Source organism: Prosthecobacter sp., from assembly GCF_044236155.1.
Classification (GTDB): Bacteria; Verrucomicrobiota; Verrucomicrobiia; order Verrucomicrobiales; family Verrucomicrobiaceae; genus Prosthecobacter.
Genome location: NZ_JBIIHA010000001.1, coordinates 230,979 through 252,590, shown reverse-complemented (window position 1 = coordinate 252,590; position 21,612 = coordinate 230,979). Strand labels below are relative to the sequence as shown.

Below are 21,612 nucleotides of genomic sequence, written 5' to 3'. Positions count from 1 at the left end.
GTGCGTGGAAAGACTGGCGATATCAGAAGTGCGGGAATGTAATCAGCGGGGAGTTTGAGCTGAAGCGGGAGCGTTGCCCTTGGCGGCATCAAGAAACTTCACAAGGTCAAGCTCCATCCTGACCTTCAGCCGCTCTTTGCCGATCACGGGAACCGAATCCACCGGTGCTGGAGGCGGTGGTTTGATGTCATCCGAAGCGGCCTTGTCCTGATCAGGAGATACAGGTGCGGCTGCCGCGTCGCCGCCTGCAGGCGCAGAGGGGGCATCTGGCAGCTTCACTTCAGCACGAAGGGGGCCGTCCTGCCTTTCATTCTCAATACGCAGGAGCCGCAGGCTGGTGAAGAACGGCATGTCCGAGGGATTGGCAAGGCGGCTGATGAGAAGCTGCAAAGGTCCTTGGTCCAATGTTAGAATGAGGGATATCTGCCGTTTTTCCAAGATCGCCGGGGCCGCAGCACCACGTTGCGCTGCATTTGCAGCTTGATCGAGCTCCTGAGGAAGCTTCGAACGTTCTAACAAGTCAACAGACTCGACTCCGCATTTCATGCACAGACGAACAAGTTCGTCCACGGCATCCAGAAAGCTGGAGAGTTCGGTGGCAGCTTCAGCTGATTTGGGCAAGCCGGCTGTGTAATCGTCAAAACCGAAGGCGAAATCTGCCGGCAAGCTCATTTTGGAGAGCCCGGCCGCTTTGCGCGCCTCAGCGATCTTGGTCTTGAGCTTGGCTTGGAACTCGATGTCTTTGGTCGGCTGCACAGGAGGCTGCAAAATGACCAATGCGCCGCCGAGTTGATTTACCAAGGAACCGTACTCATCCACCAAGGCTTTCTTGGCTTTGAGATTGTCCTCTGTCGGAGCGAGGCGGGAGCTTTTCAAGCCTGCGATCTGGCTGCCGAGGCCGAGATACGACTCCTTGCTTTCCGTGTAACCGCTCCACGCATCGAAGAGGAGGTATCCCAAGCCCAGAGTGGCCGCGAGGATCACGCCGAGAATGGCAGCTACGGGTTTATTTTCACGAATCCAGTCCATGATTGTTATTTGAATTGCAGAGGCTTGCTGAGGGGCATTTTAATCTCGAAACGATAGGCGTAGCGGTCTTCCTCGACGCCCGTGTCCACCTTGACGTAATCGTCGCGCTTGGCTTCGAAGTCTTTGGTGACGAAGTCTTCCATCTTGGCAAGCTTGGCGGCGAAGTCATAAACGACCTTCTGCTCGCCTTCGGAATTGCCACGATACAATCCCTGCATGCGCAGCGCATAAACCGGTGTTGCCGACGCCTTGGCATCCGATTTGGACTTATCCTCGGCGCCCCCCCAAAGCGGCGCGGTGATGGGCTTGCCGTCCTTCAGCACTTCAATGACCGTCAGCCAGATAAGATCGTTATCGAACTGTTGGTTGATGCTGTTGAGAATCCGCGCCCACCAGGATCGGTCAGTCACCGCCAGCTCAAGCTGGGAACTGCGAGCACGCAATTCCTCCTGCCGGTATTCCAATTTGCCAATCTCGCCAGCAAGGTTGGACAGACGCGCCTGATCCGCCTGCATCGCAGCGACGCGATCCTGAATGGAAGCATTCGCGCTTTTGAACCAGAAAATGGAGGCGGCCAACATGGCCACGATGCAAAGACCGGCAAGGATGAGCGAGGGCGCGCGACGCGCCGCGTCTCGGGAGGCCGCCAGCGCATTAGGAACGAGTTCAATCTCACAAGGACAACTGCCCATGCCATGCAAGGCCAGGCCCGCAAGCTCACCCAAGGAAGGGGCGTCAATTTTTGCCGCCTCGGCATTGACTGAGCGATCAGGCTGGACACCACGAAGACCGTTGAAAAGTTCGACAGGAAGCTTGAGTTTTTCAGAGAAAAACTCGGCAATATAACCGGCCGACGATCCGCCGCCGGCGAGAAACACACGTTTAGGGGCAGCCCCACCCTGCTGGCTCCGGTAAAATGTGATTGTGCGCATGATCTCGGAGTGCAGCCGAGTCATCGAATTGCGCATGACCTTGGACATGGCGTTCACCCCCTCGTCGGGATGATCCTCCACGGCACCGCCCAGCGCCACAAAACCTTGGGAGCATTTCTGCCGTTCAGCCTCGGCAAAAGGAACGCCAAATTCTTTGGCAATCGCATTGGTCACGGCAGCGCCGCCCACAAGCAAATTGCGCGTAAAGAAGCGTTCGCCATCGACGAAGATCAGGTTCGTGGATCGAGCCCCCAAATCAACGACCAGCGCGGGCTCATCAACATCGGGATAGCTGTAACGGAACGCATTGTACAAGGCCAGCGGCCCCACATCCATTCCAGCGACCTTGATGCCGCTGGCGGCCACCTCTTCATACATCTCGTTGAGCGGCTCGCACTTCATGGCGGCGAGGACAACTTCCACCTCGCCCAAGTCAGACTTGTTGACGACCTCGTAATCCCAGGAAACCTCATCAAGCTGCCAAGGCACATTCTGCCGGGCCTCGAATTCCACGATCTGAGCCAGCTTGTCCCCTTGGACGGGAGGCAGCTTCACGAAACGGCTGAAAACGGGGTGTCCAGGAACAGCGCACCAAGTCTTCTGCCCCTTGAGCCGCAGCTTGGAGACCAGTTCTCCTAACGCCACCTTTAATTGAGGAAGACGGCTCACATCCACGGAAGGATCGCCATCCATCTCCACAAAATCATATCGCTTGAGGATCAGATCACCACCCGAGGTCCTGCCAAAGACTGCTCCTCCGACACGTTGGGAGCCGAGGTTGATCACTGCGATGCTTGTTGGGTCTGCCATGCTGGGCTGGGTATGGGTTTGGCGGAAAAAAGAATGCCGGGTAGCTTCGCTTACTTCGGCTGCACCTGCACGTCGTAGTCGCCCCACAAAGGAGCAAAAGGAGTCTTGGACTTGCTCAGCACCATCCCGGACATGATCGCAAAATTCTCCTGTTTCTCCCACCAAGGGTCTCTACCGATGCTGGCCGCTTGAGCGCGACGCTCGCCATCGATCATCACCTCGACTCCCCAGCCCTGAACGTCAGTGCTGGCGGTCACCGTGTTTTTTTGGAAGATGTTCTTCATGGTGGCTGGCGAGACGTAGGCCAGAGCATGGCAGGGGCCGTCCGCAGGAATGTTGATCAAATCCAGCGTTCCCTGAAGCACCTCACGTTTGCCGTCCTTGGTCATGTGCTGGAGCGCCAGGTAGATGTTCATCTGCATGGCGGGGAAGGTTCCGTCCCTGCCGCCGGCCTCCGGAGGCAATTTGATGTCGAACTCCACATCGACCTCAATCCAGTTTTTCGGACGCCAGCGCTTATCATTGATGTTGCCGACGGCGAATTGGGGCGTCTGCTGCTCCTTCACCTCGACTCTTTTGATGTCAACAATGATACGCGCCTTGCCATCACCGGCAGGAGCTTGGGCATGCAGCATTGTGGCGGCGAACAGGAAGGCAAAACTGAAAGCAGGGAGTTTCATGAAGGCGTCTTGGTTGTTCTTGGAATTTTAGCGTTTTATCAGCAAAACACCCTGCGCATCAAGCAGTGATTCTCAGAAATTCGCGAAAATAATCTACAGTCCGTGTAATTCCCTCCTCAAACGACACCTGTGGCTCCCATCCGAGCAGTTTTTTGGCGAGCGTGATGTCCGGCTGCCGAACCTTGGGATCGTCGGCCGGAAGTTCGCGGTGAACGATCTCCGATTTGCTGCCGGTGATACGCAGGATGGCCTTTGCGAAATCCATGACTGTCATCTCCGTCGGATTACCGATGTTCACCGGCTCATGGTAGTCGCTTTGGGAGAGGCGGTAGATGCCGTCGATCAGGTCGGATACGAAACAGAAGCTCCGCGTCTGCTGGCCCTCACCGAACACGGTCAACGGCTCGCCATTCAATGCCTGGCCGATGAAAGCCGGCACGACGCGCCCATCCTCCAGACGCATGCGCGGGCCGTAGGTGTTGAAAATGCGCACGATCTTCGTGTCCATGTTGTGAAAGCGATGGTAGGCCATCACCATCGCCTCCGCGAAACGCTTCGCCTCGTCATACACGCCGCGCACACCAATGGGGTTCACATTGCCCCAGTAAGTTTCCTTCTGCGGGTGCTCCAACGGGTCGCCATAAGTTTCGGATGTTGATGCCAGTACAAACGTGGCCCCTTTTGCCTTCGCCAATCCGAGGGCGTGATGCGTGCCGATGGATCCCACCTTCAGCGTTTCGATCGGCAGCTTGAGATAATCAATCGGACTCGCAGGTGACGCGAAATGAAACACCAGATGCACATCCCCCGGGAGGTAAATGTACTCCGTGACGTCCTGATGGATAAACTTGAAGCTCCCCTTGCCCGCCAGGTGCTCGATGTTATGAACGCTGCCGGTGAGGAGATTGTCCATGCCGATGACTTGGTAGCCCTCCTTGAGCAAACGGTCAGTGAGATGGGAACCGAGAAATCCGGCGGCTCCGGTGACGACAGCGGTCTTTTTTTTGTGGCTCATGCGAATGGTGTGGCGGGAAGAAGGCGCGGAGTCTGGGGCAAAGCCGCTAATCTGCAAGCGAAAGACTCGACGGCCCTTTTCTCAGGCAGCACAGACTTGTGCAGACTTTGTGTTCTGGGCTAGATTAATGTCCTCATGTCTGACAGCCGCTTACTCGCAATCCTGGTTCCTCTCTGCCTCACTCTCACCGCCTGCAAGCCTGCGGGAGAAACTAATGTTGAGCAGCAGGTGATCGAACTGGAAAAGAAAAACCAGCAAAACACAGCCAAACCACCCGGCAGCTCAATACCTCCTCCTGCCGCCTTGCTGGACGCCACCGGACTCGCTGCAAAAGATGAGCGTGTCGAGATCGTGCTGCTGCTGCCGGACACACGCATCGCCATGCAGGAATTTCAGCGCAACGGCCTTACCACCCTCGTCGGCCGGCAGGCAGGCTACAGGCTCACCACACAGGACGCCGCCGACGATGCCGCCAAACAAATGGAGCAGTTCCGCCAGGCCATCGCTGCGAAACCCGTCGCGATTTTTGTGTCCCCGATAGATCCACCGGCGCTCGCAGCCTTGATTGTCGAGGCTGGCACCGCGGGCATCCCGGTGATCGGACTCGACAAACGGATGCTCAACGAAGGCTGCGCCAGCATCGTCTTCTGCGAGCAGCGCCTCGTCGGCCGCCTCGCTGGCCAGACCGTTATCGAGGCACTCAAGCGCAAAGCCGCCGAGGAGGGAGCCCCCGAGGTCACCGGACGTGTCCTGCAACTGCGCGGCGCGGAGGGGCATCACACCAGCGACGAGATCGCCGCCGGTTTCAGCGAGGCCCTTCAAGCCAGTCCTGGCGTCATCATCGTTCATGACAGCCCTGCGGAGTGGAATGCAGAAAAGGCCGCGGAACGCACCACTGAAGCTTTCCGCCTCCAGAAAAATTTCGACGTTATCTACGCCCACAACGACGCCATCGCCATGGGTGCCGCCAAGGCCGCCGAAAGCGCCGGACAGCGCGAGAACATCCTCATCGTCGGCACCGACGGCCTCTCAGGCCAGAAACGCGGCGTCGAACTTGTGCAGCGTGGCGAACTCGACGCCACCATCGTCCAGCCTGCGCTGGTTGATCTCGCCTTGCAGATCGTCCTCAAGATGCGTTCCGACAAAACCTTCAAGCCCCGGCCCTCATACGAAATCCAACCGGTCGTCATCGTTCCCAAAAACGCCGACGAATCTTTCCGCACCGGCACCTACAAGCTGCCCGCGCTGTAAAAACTTGCGCCCCAAGACACTTCGCTCTTCCGGCGTTCTCATCCCGCCCGCCATGCGTCTCTTATTCTTCACCTACCTCGTCATCATCGCGTCTTTGACCGCGCAGGACAGCAGCACGCCAAAAATGGACGCGAAAGCCCAGCTCGAAGACGCCAAAAAACTGCTCAAAGAAACCGCGCCCGGTGTTTACGACCTCAACGGCATCCAGATCACCGCCGCCACACGTGAGCTGCGCATTCCGTGCAGCATCCTGCATCAGAAGCTCCCCCTCGAGTACGCCCTTTGCCATGAAGCGGGTGAAAAAGTCCACGAGACCATCCTCCAGACCGCGGTGAAGCCCATCCAGGTCCAGCTCGCCCTCCTCCTAGCCAATTACCAGCCCGCCACCCTCGGCATCCTCGAAAAACTCGATCCCACACAAGAGCGCCCCTACCAGGACAAGGACACGGAACCCGTAAAACCCGGCGCCAACCGACTCCACATCCGCTGCGAGTGGAAAGAGGGTGACAAAACCAAAAACGTCCCGCTCTCCGACTTCATCCAGAACAGCGAAACCCGCAAAACCCCGCCTGATCTCGACACCTGGATCTTCAACGGCTCCCGCATCGACTCGGATGGCTTCGCCGCCGAAATCACCGGCTGCATCATCTCCACCTATGTGGACCGCACCGCCATCATCAACTCCCCCGCCAAAGGCAACCACCGCGACGACCTCTGGATCAGCATGCCGGACAACATTCCGGCGGAGGAGACGAAAGTGACGCTCATCATCACGCCCGCGAAGTAGCGCTGGTCAAGAAGTGGTCAAGCCAGTCAAGGCATGGTCAAGAATCGTCCGGCCTCGGCCACCTTGACTTCTTGATCGTTGACGCCGCCAGCTTCTGGCCTCCTGTTCCTCTATTATGAAAAACCCGGCCTTCCTCCTCATTCTTGGCACCGTCTCCGCATTCGGTCAGGCCGCCACCCAGGCGCCACGCAACGAGTCCCTCAAGCAGGAAGTCCGCCTCAGCGTCGAGCGCGGCCTCAACTTCCTCCGCTCCAAGCAAAATCCGCAAAGCGGCCAGTGGGGCGAGGCCGAGCCCGTGGCCATTACCGGCTTGGCCATGACCGCATTCATGCTCGATCCCGGTCGCAAGCCCGCTGGTCCCGTCCCTGCCGAAGTCGAAAAAGCCACCCGCTACCTCATCAGCAACGCCAAGCCCGACGGTTCCATCACCATCAAGGCACGCGCCACCTACAACACCGCCATCGCCCTCACCGCGCTGCTTTTGAACAACAAGCCTGAAAACGAGGAGGTCATGCTCAAGGCACGGCGCTACCTCGTTACTCGCCAGCTCGACCTCGACGAAAAAGGCAAGAACGACAATCCCACCGATGGCGGCATCGGCTACGGCGAGGAAAAAGCCACCCACGCCGACCTCTCGAACACCACCTTCGCCCTCGAAGCCCTCTACTACGCCCAATCCCTCCTCGCTGATAAAGGCGACGCCGCCAAAGGCGAGCCCCAGCTCAACTTCGGTGCTGCCATCGACTTCATCCAGCGCTGCCAGAACCGCCCTGAGAGCAACAAGTCAAGCTGGGTCAGCAAAGACCCCAAAGACGCCGGCGGCTTCATCTACAACCCCACCGAAACCCGCGGTGCCAAGGTCGAAAACCCCGACGGCACCATCTCCCTCCGCAGCTACGGCAGCATCAGCTACGCCGGCCTCCTCAGCTTCATCTACGCCGGCCTCGACAAAAACGACCCCCGCGTCAAAGCCGTCATCGAATGGATCAGTGCGAACTACAGCGCCGACGAAAACCCCGGCCTCGGTGCCCAGGGCCTCTACTACTACTACCACACCCTCAGCAAGGCCCTCAGCATCGCGAAGATCGACTTCATCAAGACCAAGGACGGCAAGCTCATCGACTGGCGTGCCGACATCACGCAAAAGCTCCTCAACCTTCAAAAAGGCGACGGCTCCTGGGCCAACTCCGAAGGCCGCTGGATGGAAAGCGACCCCGTCCTCACCACCAGCTACATCCTGATGGCCCTGGGGCGGATTCATCAGACCCTCTGAGCATTGTAGTCCCGGCTTCAGCCGGCTCAGGAGCGCGGACGCCCTCGTCCGCAGCCCCAGGAAATGAAAATGGGCAGACAAGACGCCGGCCATTCGCCACTCTGCCCCATTCACAGTTTTGAGTTTTTCCATCTATGGGATGGAAACACGACTCACTCCGCAAACTCCGAGTAGTGCCTCCGCTTCGGAGCCTCCGTCACCAGCGCCTTCTGCTTCCACAGCGTCGCCTGATGAAAATCCTTCTCGCAGCCGGTGCCGTCCTGGTAGCACTTTGACAGGTTTTTCATCGCCTCCGGCACGCCGGCCTCGGCGGCGGCCTTGAGCGCGGTGAAGCCCGTTTTGCGCTCGCGAGTCGTGTTGCCGTGGTTCAGGAGCGCCATCGCGGCCAGGTGCTTCGCGGGCGGATGCTTGTCCGCCACGCGGGAGAGCGTGTCATACACGTCCTGCCAGAGCGAAGGATCCGCCTCCGCCTTCCGCCACAGCAGATGCGCGCCCAGATATGCCTCCAGCGGATGTTTTGACCGCGCCATGAAGGAAAGCGCCAGCGCGCCCGCCTTTTCAAAGTCCTGCGGCGCGCCGCGCCCCTGAAACAACGCCTCCGCATAATAAAACCGCGCGTCGCGCCGCTTCCCGGCCTCGAACGCCTTCGCATACAGCGCCAGGCCGCGCTTCTCATCCCGCGAGTAGCCGTAACCCGCCATCAACAGATGCCCTTCCAGCAGCATGGCGGAGACAGAACCCAGCTCCGCGAGCTGATGCACCGGCGCGGACCACGCCGCGTCCAGCCACCGCCCCTGATTGAAAAACTCGCGTGCCATGCGGTCGCACAGCTTGTCCGCGAACGGCCGCCAGAACTCCTCCTGCGGGAACGTCATCGCGGTGTTCAGGATCAGCGACAGCAGCGGCTTGAAATCCTGCGTCTCATCCAGGCCTCGCATCTTTTCGAGAATCTCCAGCCGTGTCTCCTCCACCTGCTCCGCCTTCGTAAACGCCGGTTTCAACTCTCTCAGCGACTCCGCGCTCACAAAATGGCCGCCCGAAGGCAGCAGCTCCTTGATCTCAACCTCATCGCACGCTCTCACCACGCGCCAGCCCGCCTCCTCGCGCTCCACCTCGCACGTCAGCACGCCCGCGCCGCGTGCTATGCGCTCGCCGCGTTGCAGCTCGAACTGAAACGGCTGCGCCACCTCGATGTGTTCGAAACTGGCCAGTTTTGTCTTGGCTCCATCACTCACGCTGATGCGCCGCAGCGGCCACAGCGCGCGCATCTGCTCCTCGGTGCGCAGCAGCGCCTCCATCGCCGGCTTCTCCTGCGTGAAATAACGTTTCGGACGCACCGAGACGTGATCCAGCAGCGTCGCCACGGAAACCTCGTTCCACGAGCGCACGAAACCCGCCACACACTCCAGCGCCTCCTGTCTCGCAGCCAGTTTCACCGTCGCGCGGCGCTCTCCAGCCGCCCTCGCCTTCTCGTAGGCCGCCAGCGCGAGATCGAGGTCTTTTTCCGCGCCGTGCCCTTGCTCAAAGCGTTCCCCCAGCGGCATCCATGCGCTCGCCTCACCGAGTTTCGCGGCGAATTCGAGATGCTGGAACGACTCCGCGTTGTAGCGCCCCATGTTCAGCGGATTTTCCACCGCCTGCACCAGCTCGGCCAGCGCCTCGCGCGATCCTCCCTCCGCCGCGCCGCGCAGAAGAAAAACCGCCTCCTCGCCCAACTCACCCGAGGCCAGGAAGGACAAGGCCAGCTCGCGCATCGCCGTCACATTTCCCTCCTCCGCCAGCGGCATGAGAAAGTGCGCCGCCAGCATCGGCATGCCTGCCTGCCGCAAATCAGCAGCAGCCTCGATCATCTCAGCCGCGGACCATTCCCGTGTTTGGAAATCCTGCGGTGCCACGACGGCGGACGGTGCGGATGCAATCGGCATGCCATCCAGATAATCCTGCCAGTAAAAAATCCCGCCGATCATCAATCCGCAGATCAACAGGCCCGCAAACACCAGCGCCGAGGACGACTCCTCCGCCTCGGCCTTCGCTTTCGGCACTCCCGTTTTCATTTCGCTCAACGACGCGGCTTCAATAGCCTCCTGCGTCGCCTCGACCTCGATGCGCGGACACTCCCGCCTGCTTTCATCAGCATCCAGAACCACCTCCCCCACCCTCTCGCCAGCGCGCAGACGCACGGCCGTGGGTTGCAGGAGATAATCGCGGCGATTCGCACGCACGGCGTTTGCCGCCTCGAAAGCCGGCTCTTCACACACGACTCCTGCGGCAGGCTCGGCTTCCGGTTTCTCTTTCTCATCCAGCACAGGTGGCTCCTCGCCCTCCGCCACGAGGCTGAAGGTGATCTCCTCCGCCCCAATGCCGAAGCGGAACGGCGTCTCGACCTCCAAATCGAGCCCGTAAACCCCGTTCACCGTGAACCAAGCCGCCTGGGCCGCGCGCTGGATGCGAAACCGAGTCTCCCCCACCCGCCGCAGCACACAGTGTCTCGGCAAAATCGCCGCGCCATCCAGCACGATGTCACACTCCGGCGCACCGCCTAGTGCGATGCAAGCGTCGGGCGGACAGGCCAGCTCATGCAGGCCTTCAGCGCTGTGCAGTCTCAAAACCGTGGACGACATCGGCGCGGATTATGATGATCCGCGCGGAGGCGTCGAGCCTTCATTCCGGCAAAGAATCTCGGAGGGCTTTACTTTCCAGCGCCCAGTTCCTTGTAGTAGCGCTTCACGAGATCGCGGAACTCCGCTGGAACAGGATCGCGGTCCACAGGCGCGAGATTTTTGCCGGCATCCTTCTTCGAGAGCTCTTCAACAACGCGATCCCGCAGTTCCATCAGCGGAGCGGTGATGCGCTGGTTCAAAACGGCCACCTGTGGCGCTTCGTTGCTGCGTTTGAGGTCGATGCGCAGCTCGCGGGCACGGTCGAGGATCTTCGCGGCCTCGTTGCGCAGTTCGGGATTGTTGAGAAGCTCCTCCACATTGCGCAGGCGGTCGCTCCAGCGATCATAGCCGTCGCCGGTGAAGACATTCGTGTCCGGCTCCTCCTTGGAATCTTCAAAAAACAACGCCTCAGGCACAGCGCCTCCGGCGATCTGCGGGCGGGAACGGTCATTGTCCGAATCACGACCCGTCGTGGGACCGCCAGGATCGAAATTGTTGTTGCGGTTGTTGTCATCGGAGCGCGGACGCCCTCGTCCGCTTTGATTGGGATTGTTCGCATCTGCGGTCTGCGGCTGGCCTTCGCCACGGCCCCTTCCTGGTTGGTTGCCGGGTTGCTGCCCCTTCTGGCCTGGCTGCTGCCCGGGTTGTTCACCGTTCGGCTGCTGTGAGGAAGCCTGCTGCATGCCCTGACCTTGTTGTCCGGGCTGTTGTCCTTGTTGTCCGGGCTGTTGCCCCGGTTGATTGCCGTTGGGTTGATGCGCAGAAGCCTGCTGCTGCCCTTCCTTGCCTTGCTGGCCTTTGCCCTCGCCGGGTTGTTCACCGGGCTTTTGACCTTGCTGGCCCTCGCCGGACTGCTGGCCTTTTTCGGCCATCTTGGGCTCCTGGCCTTCGCCCTGTCCCTGACCTTTCTCGCCAGGTTTTTGGCCTTGTTCTCCTGGTTTTTGCCCCTGCTGGCCTTCACCGGGTTTTTCGCCATTTTGGGCGGTCTTGGAATCTTGCGGCGGTCCTTGGCCTTTTCCGGTTTCTCCGGGCTTTTCGCTTTGTTCGCCGGGTTTTTGGCCTGTGGCGGCCGTTTTGTCCGACGGGTCGGACTTGTCTGACTTGTCGGACGCTTGCTGGGCTTTCTCTTGACCCTCTTGGCCTTTCTGACCGCCCGCCTGCTCCTGCGCTTCCTGGATGAGCTTATCCAGTTCGTTCTTCGCCACACGCAGAGCCTCGCTTTCACTGCCCAGCACACTCTCGGCGGCTTTCTCGACGCCCTTTTGCAGTTCCTCCACTGCATTGGCTGCTTTGCGTTCAGCGTCTTTGGCTTCAGCAGCGCTGCCGTAGCGCAGTTGGTCGCGGGTTTCTTGAAGATTCTCCTCCAAACCAGCGGTCTGCGCTTTGCGCACGGCGTCGTAGAGATTCTTGTGCAGCAGCGGCTCGCTCTGCTCTGACTGCTCGCTGAGCTGGCGCATGTTGTTGAGGAGTTTTTCGACGTTCTCCTGCTGCTCGGCCACCTGCCGGCTCTGCGCTTGGTTTTGCAGGCTCTGGGCGATGTCGCTCTCGGCGGGCTTCTGGTTTTCGAGCGCTTCACTGATCTTCTTCTGAGTCTCTGCGGCCTGCTGGGCCTGCTGGCGGAGCTGCTTCATCTCGTCGGCGAATTTCTTGCTCGTCTTCTGGCGAAAATCCTCCTGCATCTGCTCCAGCTCGCGTTGCGCACGAGTGGCGGAATTGGCGGCGTCGGTGAGTTGCTGCTCTTTGAGTTTTTCGGCGGCTTCGTTCACCTGCTCGCGAGTTTTTTCGAGCTGTTCCTTCGCCTCGGCCATGTTTTGCGCGTTCTCCGGCTTTTCCATGCGCTCTTTGAGATCGTCGAGATCGCTGAGAAGCTGTTCCTGCTCGGCCTGCAAACGCTTGAGCTGATTTTCGAGCTCCTGTTTCTCCTCCTCGGTCTTCGCTTTGGCGAGCTGGTCTTGCAGCTCTTTCATTTTCTCCGCCAGCGCCTCCTGACGGCGGGCGAGCTCTTTGAGGCGATTCAACACCTGCAGGTTCTCCTGCTGCTCGGCTGTCTGTTCTTCTGTCGCGGCTTTCTCTTCTTCGTAGCGCTGCTCCTGCTGCTTCATTTCGAGATCCATGAGCTGGTTCTGCTTCTGGCTCTCGCTGCCTGACATGGCCTGCTGCGGCTGGTTCTGGCGCATGACCTGATGCTCGCGGCTCTGCGCGCGGTGCAACCATTCGAGCGCGGTCTGCTCAAACGTGAGCGCTTGGTTCAAAGGCGAACGTTTTTTCTCGGCGGAGGCCTGTTGGAGCGGCGGCTGGGCGTCTTTGAGAGATTTCCAGGCTTCGGTGAGCGCCTGTTTGACCTCCGCATCCTCGGCCTCCTCCATGCCTTCTTTGATCTGCTCCAAGGCGATGCCGACGGACTCATGCACCACGTCGATGTCAGGAGTGGCCGCCTCAATCACACGTCCGGCATTGGTGTCGCGGATGATCTTCCAGGTGGCGTTGACGATCTGCTTCACGAGATCGACGAGCTTATCACTTTGGGCCTTTGGTTTGCCCGGCTCGCTAGGCGGGGCCTCCATCTCACGGAAGATGTCCTCGAAGTGGCGAATGTCGGCGAAGAACATGTCGCTCATGCTGCGACGAACCTCGCCCTTCGGTCCGGTGTCCTCGGCCCAGAGGTAGTAGCTCACAAGCTGCCGTGGCTGGGCGTTTTCCTTCTCCAAAGTCAGCTCGGCGCGCACGTCCTGCTTCTTCTGCGGCGCGGTGACGGGATGCTTGAAGATGACTTCCTTGCTGTTGCCATTGATACTGAACACCGCGCCGCTTTTCGTCACGCCGAGGTCATCGGATACTTTGGCCTCGACGGGAAGCTCCTGAATCGACGACACCTGGATGTCGCGCTTCGGAAAAACGACCTCGATCTTGGCGAGCTGGTTGGATTGAACGGTGACGTTGAACCACGGCGGGTTTTTGTTCGCACGCTCGGCTTCATCAACCAGATGCAGTCGATATTTCTGCGATTTCTCGGCGATGATAACGCCTTCGAGCAGCGTGGCATCATCCGTAGAGGGCGTGAGCGGGATGATCGTCTTGTCTTCGCCGAAAAGCTCCGCCGCCGTGAGGTGCGGGGCAAACGGATCGGTCTTCGCGGTAATGGCGGCGATCAGCGGCTTGTTGACCTTGATCTTCCACACGATCTTCGAGCCTTCGAGCGCGGTGACCTTCTGAGTGTTCTTGATCTCCTTGACCAGGAGCTTCGTGTAGTCGGGCGGCGTGACGATCACATCGCTGCGGACAAGCGCGGGATAATCGAAGACGGTGAGCGTGTGCTGCTGGGACTTTTGGTTGGCGAACTCGACGTGGTATTTCGTGTCCCGCTCCACCTTGTTGATGAAGCCGCCAAAGACCTGACCATCGACCGTGAGGCGCATTGGCAGTTGGTCGCGGACTTTCCCATCAGCCTCGCTGACGACGAGAACGGCGTCTGCGGGCACGGGGCCATCGAAGCGCGCTTCAATGATAAGGCGGCTGCCGCGCTCGACCTCGGCATCGCCGGGCGTGAGAGTGACTTTGAAGTCGGTGGGAGCGGCGGGAGCTTCCGCCTTATGTTTTACGACTTCTGATTTATGACTTGGGGAATGGAGGCGCAGGGCGATGTCGGTGACGAGGAAGGCGATGACGGCGGTCCAAGCGGTAGCGAGGGCACGCGTGTAGGGCTTGTTCGCGACGGTGACGGGCCAGTTCTGCGTGGCAGCGCGGGCAAGTGTGTGATCGATCAGGCGCTCGTGCAGGAAGCTGGTCGACTGGTCGGCTTGCGGCTCATGGTCGATGGCGGTGAGCAGCAGCGAATCGAGCGTGGGATGCTTTTGCTCGATGATGCGGGCGATGTCACGGTCGCTCCACAGGTTCCGGCGGCCTTTGAAAAACGCAATGATGCCCAACGCGATTAGCGCGAGCATGGACCAGCGGTCGAAGCGCTGCGGAATCGCGTGCCCGTTCAGCATGGCGAGCAGGAACGCCCCGCGCACCAGGACGCCGATCAAAAAGACCACTGCCATGTGGCGGAGCAGACGTGCGCGACGCAAGGCCTCCCGGACTTCCGAAATGCGAGCTTCGAGGATGGTGCGTGCGATCATGGTGGTGAATTACGCGGTTTGAACTGAAGCGCTCTGCCTTGAACGGCCTGCCAAGGCTGTTTCGAGCAAAAGGACGGCCAAAAGGGTGACCAAGAACCACCACCAGAGATTCTGGCGTTGTTCGGTGTCGGTGGAAGTGAGGCGCTGGTCGGTGGTTTCGCTGGCGGCGGAGGTATCAGAGGTGCTGGCGAGCTTGATGCCGTATTCGGCGAGCTTTTGCGGCTCCAGAGGCAGGAGGCGGCCTTCGTCGGGCGGAAGGTTCACGGCGATGGTTTGGGTGTGCGCGGTGCTTTGGACCTTGTGAAGGCCGATCTGGCTAGTGGTGAAGGATTCGCCGGGTTTGAGGCTGTGCGTTTTGTTTTCGGGGTCGGTGATGCTGTGGGCCTGTATGGCGTCGAGTGGCAAAGCATCGCCAACGAGCAGCGTGGCCGCTGGATCATGGCTGAAGCCGGCGGCGGCGAGCCAGCCGTAGAGGAGCGGAACAAATTTCGTGCTGAGGGCGAGCTGGCTATCCGCTGGATGCCAGCCGGAGGCGAGGACGATGAGCGTGCCTTTGCCGATGCGGGCGCTGAGGATCGCAGGATGGCCGTTGTCGAAGGTGGCGAGTGTTTCGAGACCGGAGGTGCGGGCAGGAGTGCCCGCATCACGGATGACGCGATGTTTCCAGAAGCGGAGTTTGGTGAAATCGCGGAGTTTGGGATCGGCGAAGGGTTTGAGCAGCGGATGGTCAGTTTTGACCTCAGCGAGCATGCGATACTCGTCGCTGGTGTCGGCGGTGACAGTGAGGTCGAGGCCGGTGAGCGTTTTGATCAGTGTGGCATCCGAGGGCACAGTGACGAGGAACCCGCCGCGCTCGAGGTAGTTGCGCAGGCCGTCAGCGGGAGCGCTGCCGACGATGAAAAGGATGTCGGGGGGCTGGGCGGGCAGTTTTTCGTCGGCGGTGAGCACCGGCGCGAGCGTGGCGGTGGGCTGGAGGGCGCGGGCGAGGTAGTAGAGCGGCGACGAGGCTTCGTCACGTGTGGCGTCTTGGCCGAGGAAATGGATGCGCACGTTGCGCGGCTGTGGCGGGGCGATGAAGATGCGGTTGTCGAAGTCGTGGGTGTCGCCGGTGAGGGTGAGCGTGGTGGCGTTCGTCGAGTTCGGCGGTGCGGTGAGGATGCGGGAGGCTCCGGGCGGGATCTGGGCGTTGATGGCGTCGGATTTGGGTGCGCCCTGCCAGGCGAGCGTGAAGTCCCGAAGGGTAGAGTCGCGTGTGTTGCTCAAGCGGAGCCGGACAAGAGTGTCCGCGCTCCCATCTTGCTCGCGGGCGGCGAGGGCGATGCTCAGGTTGTCGTTCGTGGCGGGATCGAGGCGTTGGACGCTGAGCGTGAGTTCGGCGGGCCAGGCGATGGTGCGGAGGGCGTCGAGCTTGGTGCCTTCTTGAAGATCGGAGATGAGGTGGATGCGTTTTTTCAGCGAGGTGGTGCTGGAGTCAAAGGTCGGCACGGAAGCGATGAGGGCACGGTCGAGCTGTGTGGCATTCCAAGTGGGCGAAAGGGCGGCAAGACGCGTTTGAATGGCTGTGAGGCGGTTCGCGGGTGTGTTGCGATCTTCATCAAAAGTCCACAACGGCGTGAACTCGTGATCAAAGACGGCGAGCGAGATGCGGTCGGTGAGTTTGGCGGCTTTGAGCTGCTTCTCGGCTTCTGCGATGGCTTGTTTCCACAAATCAGCGCGACGCATGGATGCACTGCGATCAAGAAGGATGAGCGTGGCGCTGTTGGGCGAGGCGGCGGCGGTGGATTCGCTTTGAATGAAAGGCCGCGAGAACATCAGCGCAAGCAGGATGAGCGCGAGGCAACGCAGCAGCAAAAGGAGCCAGTTTTCCAGACGGCGCTTGCTGACGGGCACGGGCGTTTGCGCATCGAGGAAGAGTAGCGAGCTGAACTCCACACGATCCTGCGACGGACGACGACGCAGGTGCAGCAGGATCGGCGCGAGGATCGCGGCAGCACCGGCGAGGTAGAGTGGGAAGAGCCAGGACACGGAAATTTATGATTTATGATTTATGATTTTCGATTTCCGGTGTTGGCGGGCGCTGAGGAAGTCGAAGAGCACTTCTTCCAACGGGCGGTCCGTGGGGCAGAAGTGGTATTCGACGTTGTGGCGTTCGGTGGCGGCTTGGATGGTTTCGCGATGGGCTTGGAGGCGCTTGAGGTAGGTTTCGCGGGCGATTTGAGGGTCGATGAAGCGTTCGGTGCCGGTTTCGGCATCGCGGAAGTGGGCAGACTTCTCGAAATTGAAGTCGATCTCGGCGCGGTCCATGAGATGGAAGAGCACGAGGTCGTGGCCCATGGCTCCGAGGAGGGCGAGTTGCTTCTCCAAATGCTCGATGGGCGCGAGGAGATCGGTGATGAGGCAGATCATGCCGCGTTTGCGCAGCAGATCGGCGAGCTGGCCGACGGAGAGATCCAGCGAGGTGCCAGCGGCCTTCGCGGGACGCTCCAGTTCGGTGATCATGCGCCGCAGATGCCCTGGGCGATTGCGTGGCGACATGTGTTCTTCGATACCATCGGCAAAGGTGGTCAATCCAGCCGCATCCCCCTGCTTCATGAGGAAAGACGCCAATGTGGCCGCCAGCGTGGCCGCGTAATCGGCTTTCGTGTAGCTCTGAGAACCATACTTCATCGACTTGCTGTGATCGATGACGAGCTGGCAACGCAGGTTCGTCTCGTCCTCGAATTTTTTGATGTAGGTGCGGTCGCTGCGTGCCAGCACCTTCCAGTCGATGTAGCGCGGGTCGTCACCTTGGACGTATGCCCGGTATTCGGAGAACTCGACGGAGAAGCCGTGATACGGGCTGCGGTGCATGCCTTTCCATAATCCTTCGACGACGACCTTCGCACGAAGCTCAAGAGAATTGATGCGCATAAGGGCCGCTGGATCGAGGAAAGTGGTGCCGGTGCTCATGGGCGGCGGAATGACGAAACCAGAATGGCGAATGACGAATGAATGACCAATGTTCGAATGAGAGAAGGGTGAAACGAGGAGACGAATCCTTGGGCAATTGAGACTTCGTCATTCATTCGGCATTCCTCATTCTGGTTTCATCATTGTTTGACCGTCTCCAACAGCTTCGCGATCACCTTCTCCACCGTCACTCCTTCCGCTTCCGCCTTGTAGTTCACGAGGATGCGGTGGCGGAGCACGGGCAGGGCCATGGCGCGAATGTCATCGACAGTGACGTGGGTGCGATTGTGGAGGAGGGCGCGGGTTTTGGCACCGAGGACGAGGTTTTGGCTGGCGCGAGTGCCGGCACCCCAACTGATCCATTGATTGACGAAATCGGGCACACCGTCGCGACCGGGACGGGATGCGGCGGAGATGCGGACGGCGTAGCGGGCGACGTCTTCGGCGATGGGGACTTTGCGGACGACTTGCTGGAAGGCGAGGAGTTGCTCGCCGGTAAAGAGGCGCTGCACGGGTTCGCCTTTGCCACTGGTGGTGCGGGTGACGACGGCGACTTCATCGTCCTCGCTGAGGTAGTCGATGACGATGTTAAGCATGAAGCGGTCGAGCTGGGCCTCGGGGAGCGGGTAGGTGCCTTCTTGCTCGATGGGGTTCTGCGTGGCGAGGACGAAGAAGGGCTCGGGCAGCGGCATCGTTTTGCCATTCACGGTGACCTGATGCTCCTGCATGGCTTCGAGCAAGGCAGCCTGCGTTTTGGGCGGCGTGCGGTTGATTTCGTCGGCGAGGATCATGTTCGCGAAGACGGGGCCGCGGCTGAAGACGAGTTTGCGGCCTTCGGGGCTGTCTTCGAGGATTTCGGTGCCGGTGATGTCGGACGGCATCAAATCGGGCGTGAACTGGATGCGCTGAAAGCTGAGGTGGCAGACATCGGCGACGGTTTTGATGAGCAGCGTCTTCGCGAGGCCGGGTGCGCCTGTGATAAGGCAGTGACCGCCGGCGAGCAACGCGATGAGCATCTCATCGACAACATGCTGCTGGCCTACGATGACTTTTCCGACTTCCGCAAAGAGACGCTGGCGTGCGGTGGAGAGGAGTTCGACGACCTGGCGTTCGGAGAGAGAGGCGGAAGACGGCGGAAGGTCGGGGGGAGCGCTCATGAGATGGGTGGTGTATCAAACAGCGGCGACGGTGCCAAGTTTTCAACGCAAACACAATGAAGGCAGAACGGGCTAAAGCCCGAACTACGAACTCAGACTGACGAGCTAAAGCTCTCGATTACTTTGACCAAGCAGGCTCTGGCTCCCACTCTTTCTCGCCGTGGCCGACGCCGATGAGTTCGGCTTCTTCTTCCTCCTCGGTTTGTTCGAGAAGCGGGGCGAAACGTTCGGAGCGGAAGCCGAGTTCCTGCTTCACGCTGGAGTGCGGATCGTCGGGATTGTGGAGTTCTTTGAGGAGGATGAGGATGTCAAACTGCGCGTCGGCTAGCTTGATCTCGGCGTCGTCATTGACGGTGAACTTCGGATTCGAGCGACCGGCCCGGAGGGCACGCACGGTGTAAATCTGATCCTTCTTCGGCAACTGCTTGAAGAGGTCGAAGACCCAGGGTTCGAAGTGGTCGTCGATGCAGACGACCTGCTGGCCAGTTTTGAACATGAGGCCGATATAGCGCCATGCCGCATGATCGCAAGGAGAGGGGTGCAACTTTGACAAGAACCCGGCGTTTGAGGCCGCAACACGCATGAAACATCGGTTCATTTCACTGTTCGCAGGCCTGGTGTCTGTTTTGATCGCCCCGCTTGCCTGTCACGCACAGGGGCAATTGCCTGAAGGTGTGACCAAGCTGGAAATCACGTTGGATGGCGTGACCAGGACAGGATTTCTGTATGCGCCGCCGTCTGCGAAGGAATCGCCAGCACCGGTGGTGTTTGTTTGGCATGGCCACGGTGGCACGGCGATGGCGGCCGGGCGCTCGTTTGCGATGCACAAGCACTGGCCGGAGGCCATCTCGGTGTATCTACAAGGCTTGAACACACCGGGCAAGCTGACCGATCCCGAGGGCAAGAAGCCGGGCTGGCAACACGGTGAAGGCGCGGAGGGAGATCGCGATTTGAAGCTCTTCGACGCGGTGCTGGCGCACCTGAAGAAGAACTTCAAAGTGGACGCGAAGCGCATTTTCTCGACCGGGCACTCGAACGGCGGCGGCTTCACGTATCTGCTTTGGGAAACTCGGCCGGAGGTCTTTTGCGCGGTGGCCCCCTCGGCATCAGCCTCAGCACGGCTGGCTGACCGGGTGTTCAAGCCGAAACCGTGCATGCACATCGCCGGAACAGAGGATCCGCTGGTGAAATATGCGTGGCAGGAAATGTCGATGGCAAAGGTGAAGCAGATCAACCAATGCGAGGCGGAAGGAAAAAAGTGGGCAAAGGACTGCACGCTGTTTGCCTCCAAGGTCGAAGCGCCTTTTGTGGCGTTCATCCATCAAGGCACGCACAAGTTTCCGGACGAAGCGCCGGCATTGATCGCGAAGTTCTTCAAGGAGCAGGCGAAGGCGGTGAAGTAGCCCGGGGTTTCCGACTCGTTCCCGAGGCACGGCGCGCTGGGAGAACGAACTGGAAGTTCGTTCTACGCCAGGGCGGCCTTCCACTCGTCCTCCTTGAAGCCAACGAGGCAGATCTTGTCTTTCGCGTCGATGGCGAAGGGGCGTTTTACGAGATTGCCGTTTGAAGCGAGCAGTTTGAGCGATGCGTCGGTGGTCATACCGGGCAGTTTGTCCTTGAGGCCGAGATTGCGGTAGTCCTGGCCGGAAACATTGAAGAGACGACGCAGATCGTCGCTGCGAGCATCGAGCATGGCCTTCAATTCAACGAGCGACGGCGGCGTTTCACGAATGGCGATCTCCTCGAAGGGAATGGCGTGCGCTTTGAGCCATTTGATGGCGTTCTTGCAGGTGGAGCAGCCGGAGTAGGCGTAGAGTTTGAGCATGGCGAAGTGGGGGATGAATGAATGACGAAATCAGAATGAGGAATGACGAATCAAGGCCGAATCTAAGATGACGAAGCCCAGAGAGAGGCATCCGCAGTTTCCGATTGTAGCTTGGTCATTGATTCGTCATTCAGGTTTCGTCATTTCCCTCTGGTTTCGTCATTTTCATCCACGGCTCAAACTCGGGCGGCAGTTTCGCCTCAAAGGCCATGGGCTGGTCGTGGATGGGATGATTGAAAGCGAGTTTCCAGGCGTGAAGCATGAGGCGCGGCGTGTGGACGCGCTGGCGTGACGGATGGCCGTAGATGGGATCGCCGAGGATCGGGCATTGCAGCGCCTCCTTCATGTGGACGCGGATCTGATGCGTGCGTCCGGTGAGCAGGCGGCATTGGATGAGGGCGCAGCCTTGATGGGTGGAGAGGATCTTCCATTCGGTGACGGCCTCCTTACCCGCCCCGTCGAGGAGAATTGCCATGCGTTTACGATCGACGGCATGGCGGCCGATGTAGTTCTGGATGCGACCGCCTCGCTCACGCGGGACGCCATTGACGACGGCGAGGTAGATTTTGGTGAGGCGGCGCTCTGAGAAGGCCTCGGTGAGGCGGCGGTGAGCGGTGTCATTCTTCGCGACCACCATGCAGCCGCTGGTGTCCTTGTCGAGGCGATGGACGATGCCCGGGCGCATCTCACCACCGATACCACTGAGGTCATCGATGTGATGAAGCAGGGCGTTCACCAAGGTGCCGTCAGGATTTCCCTCGGCCGGATGAACGACAAGACCGGGCGGCTTGTCCAGCACGGCGATGTCAGCATCCTCATACAAAAACGTCAGCGGAATGTCCTGGGCTTTGATCTCGACTGGTGCCACCTCCGGCACCGTGACACTGACCACATCCCCGAGACGCAAAGCGACACCCGGTTTGGCCGGTTTGCCGTTCAGTGTGGCGTGGCCGTCCTTGATGAGATCTTGGAGCCGTGAACGCGACATTTCAGGCAAGCGCCTGGCAAGATGCTTGTCGAATCGCTCACCGGCATCGGTTGTTTCAATGAGGGTCCAATCCACGGCGACATACTCATGATTCAAATTAATCAGGCAATCTGTAATTTCTGGCATTTGCCATGC

At 59.9% G+C, this 21,612-nt stretch carries 16 protein-coding genes; 4 read left to right on the top strand and 12 right to left on the bottom strand.

The window, feature by feature from the left end; translation table 11 throughout:
• Positions 1-42: 42 nt before the first annotated feature.
• From ACILSE_RS01015 to ACILSE_RS01000, 4 genes are read right to left on the bottom strand one after another with little or no spacing between them, the layout of a single operon-like run.
• Complete coding sequence (locus ACILSE_RS01015; protein ID WP_395715474.1) at positions 43-1,029, bottom strand: Amuc_1100 family pilus-like protein; 987 nt, start codon at positions 1,027-1,029, stop codon at positions 43-45.
• Between the two features lie 5 nt (positions 1,030-1,034).
• Entirely contained in the window at positions 1,035-2,771 is a 1,737-nt protein-coding gene (locus ACILSE_RS01010) for an Amuc_1101 family PilM-like pilus complex protein (RefSeq protein ID WP_395715473.1), read from the bottom strand.
• 50 nt (positions 2,772-2,821) lie between these two features.
• The gene (locus tag ACILSE_RS01005) at positions 2,822-3,451 is read right to left on the bottom strand and encodes an Amuc_1102 family pilus-like protein (RefSeq protein ID WP_395715472.1); all 630 of its coding nucleotides are present in this window, start codon (positions 3,449-3,451) and stop codon (positions 2,822-2,824) included.
• A gap of 58 nt (positions 3,452-3,509) precedes the next feature.
• On the bottom strand, positions 3,510-4,466 hold the full coding sequence (locus ACILSE_RS01000) for a UDP-glucuronic acid decarboxylase family protein (protein ID WP_395715471.1): 957 nt from the start codon (positions 4,464-4,466) through the stop codon (positions 3,510-3,512).
• Between the two features lie 135 nt (positions 4,467-4,601).
• Between ACILSE_RS01000 and ACILSE_RS00995 the strand changes: the two genes are divergently transcribed.
• From ACILSE_RS00995 to ACILSE_RS00985, 3 genes are all read left to right on the top strand, one after another.
• Positions 4,602-5,717 (top strand): sugar ABC transporter substrate-binding protein, encoded by a 1,116-nt coding sequence (locus ACILSE_RS00995; protein WP_395715470.1) that lies wholly within the window; start codon positions 4,602-4,604, stop codon positions 5,715-5,717.
• Between the two features lie 52 nt (positions 5,718-5,769).
• Positions 5,770-6,504, top strand: a complete 735-nt coding sequence (locus ACILSE_RS00990) for a YdjY domain-containing protein (RefSeq protein WP_395715469.1) — start codon at positions 5,770-5,772, stop codon at positions 6,502-6,504.
• 115 nt (positions 6,505-6,619) lie between these two features.
• A complete protein-coding gene (locus ACILSE_RS00985; protein WP_395715468.1) occupies positions 6,620-7,777 on the top strand; it encodes a prenyltransferase/squalene oxidase repeat-containing protein in 1,158 nt (385 codons plus the stop codon).
• Between the two features lie 152 nt (positions 7,778-7,929).
• Here ACILSE_RS00985 and ACILSE_RS00980 read toward each other — a convergent pair whose 3' ends face one another.
• From ACILSE_RS00980 to ACILSE_RS00955, 6 genes are all read right to left on the bottom strand, one after another.
• The gene (locus ACILSE_RS00980) at positions 7,930-10,398 is read right to left on the bottom strand and encodes a hypothetical protein (protein ID WP_395715467.1); all 2,469 of its coding nucleotides are present in this window, start codon (positions 10,396-10,398) and stop codon (positions 7,930-7,932) included.
• A 68-nt stretch (positions 10,399-10,466) separates the two neighbouring features.
• Positions 10,467-14,558: a hypothetical protein gene (locus ACILSE_RS00975; RefSeq protein WP_395715466.1), complete on the bottom strand. Its 4,092-nt coding sequence runs from the start codon at positions 14,556-14,558 to the stop codon at positions 10,467-10,469.
• Between the two features lie 9 nt (positions 14,559-14,567).
• Positions 14,568-16,583 (bottom strand): BatA domain-containing protein, encoded by a 2,016-nt coding sequence (locus ACILSE_RS00970; RefSeq protein WP_395715465.1) that lies wholly within the window; start codon positions 16,581-16,583, stop codon positions 14,568-14,570.
• A 6-nt stretch (positions 16,584-16,589) separates the two neighbouring features.
• The gene (locus ACILSE_RS00965; protein ID WP_395715464.1) at positions 16,590-17,507 is read right to left on the bottom strand and encodes a DUF58 domain-containing protein; all 918 of its coding nucleotides are present in this window, start codon (positions 17,505-17,507) and stop codon (positions 16,590-16,592) included.
• Between the two features lie 140 nt (positions 17,508-17,647).
• Positions 17,648-18,664 (bottom strand): AAA family ATPase, encoded by a 1,017-nt coding sequence (locus tag ACILSE_RS00960; RefSeq protein WP_395715463.1) that lies wholly within the window; start codon positions 18,662-18,664, stop codon positions 17,648-17,650.
• A 118-nt stretch (positions 18,665-18,782) separates the two neighbouring features.
• Positions 18,783-19,160 carry a hypothetical protein gene (locus ACILSE_RS00955; RefSeq protein ID WP_395715462.1) on the bottom strand — a complete coding sequence of 126 codons (378 nt, stop codon included), beginning with the start codon at positions 19,158-19,160 and terminating at the stop codon, positions 18,783-18,785.
• An 85-nt stretch (positions 19,161-19,245) separates the two neighbouring features.
• Between ACILSE_RS00955 and ACILSE_RS00950 the strand changes: the two genes are divergently transcribed.
• Entirely contained in the window at positions 19,246-20,067 is an 822-nt protein-coding gene (locus ACILSE_RS00950; RefSeq protein ID WP_395715461.1) for an alpha/beta hydrolase family esterase, read from the top strand.
• A gap of 62 nt (positions 20,068-20,129) precedes the next feature.
• On the opposite strand, the gene ACILSE_RS00945 is transcribed toward ACILSE_RS00950, so the two are convergent.
• Both ACILSE_RS00945 and ACILSE_RS00940 read right to left on the bottom strand, forming a co-directional pair.
• Positions 20,130-20,489 carry a Spx/MgsR family RNA polymerase-binding regulatory protein gene (locus ACILSE_RS00945; RefSeq protein WP_395715460.1) on the bottom strand — a complete coding sequence of 120 codons (360 nt, stop codon included), beginning with the start codon at positions 20,487-20,489 and terminating at the stop codon, positions 20,130-20,132.
• Between the two features lie 130 nt (positions 20,490-20,619).
• Positions 20,620-21,603, bottom strand: a complete 984-nt coding sequence (locus ACILSE_RS00940) for an RluA family pseudouridine synthase (RefSeq protein ID WP_395715459.1) — start codon at positions 21,601-21,603, stop codon at positions 20,620-20,622.
• Between the last annotated feature and the right edge of the window lie 9 nt (positions 21,604-21,612).

Coding starts and splice junctions, on each gene's coding strand:
- ACILSE_RS00955 (WP_395715462.1), bottom strand. CDS start 19,160: ATGTTCAAAACTGGCCAGCAGGTCGTCTGCATCGACGACCACTTCGAA.
- ACILSE_RS00985 (WP_395715468.1), top strand. CDS start 6,620: ATGAAAAACCCGGCCTTCCTCCTCATTCTTGGCACCGTCTCCGCATTC.
- ACILSE_RS01005 (WP_395715472.1), bottom strand. CDS start 3,451: ATGAAACTCCCTGCTTTCAGTTTTGCCTTCCTGTTCGCCGCCACAATG.
- ACILSE_RS00990 (WP_395715469.1), top strand. CDS start 5,770: ATGCGTCTCTTATTCTTCACCTACCTCGTCATCATCGCGTCTTTGACC.
- ACILSE_RS01000 (WP_395715471.1), bottom strand. CDS start 4,466: ATGAGCCACAAAAAAAAGACCGCTGTCGTCACCGGAGCCGCCGGATTT.
- ACILSE_RS00960 (WP_395715463.1), bottom strand. CDS start 18,664: ATGAGCGCTCCCCCCGACCTTCCGCCGTCTTCCGCCTCTCTCTCCGAA.
- ACILSE_RS00975 (WP_395715466.1), bottom strand. CDS start 14,558: ATGATCGCACGCACCATCCTCGAAGCTCGCATTTCGGAAGTCCGGGAG.
- ACILSE_RS00940 (WP_395715459.1), bottom strand. CDS start 21,603: ATGCCAGAAATTACAGATTGCCTGATTAATTTGAATCATGAGTATGTC.
- ACILSE_RS01010 (WP_395715473.1), bottom strand. CDS start 2,771: ATGGCAGACCCAACAAGCATCGCAGTGATCAACCTCGGCTCCCAACGT.
- ACILSE_RS00995 (WP_395715470.1), top strand. CDS start 4,602: ATGTCTGACAGCCGCTTACTCGCAATCCTGGTTCCTCTCTGCCTCACT.
- ACILSE_RS00965 (WP_395715464.1), bottom strand. CDS start 17,507: ATGAGCACCGGCACCACTTTCCTCGATCCAGCGGCCCTTATGCGCATC.
- ACILSE_RS00950 (WP_395715461.1), top strand. CDS start 19,246: ATGAAACATCGGTTCATTTCACTGTTCGCAGGCCTGGTGTCTGTTTTG.
- ACILSE_RS01015 (WP_395715474.1), bottom strand. CDS start 1,029: ATGGACTGGATTCGTGAAAATAAACCCGTAGCTGCCATTCTCGGCGTG.
- ACILSE_RS00980 (WP_395715467.1), bottom strand. CDS start 10,398: ATGTCGTCCACGGTTTTGAGACTGCACAGCGCTGAAGGCCTGCATGAG.
- ACILSE_RS00945 (WP_395715460.1), bottom strand. CDS start 20,489: ATGCTCAAACTCTACGCCTACTCCGGCTGCTCCACCTGCAAGAACGCC.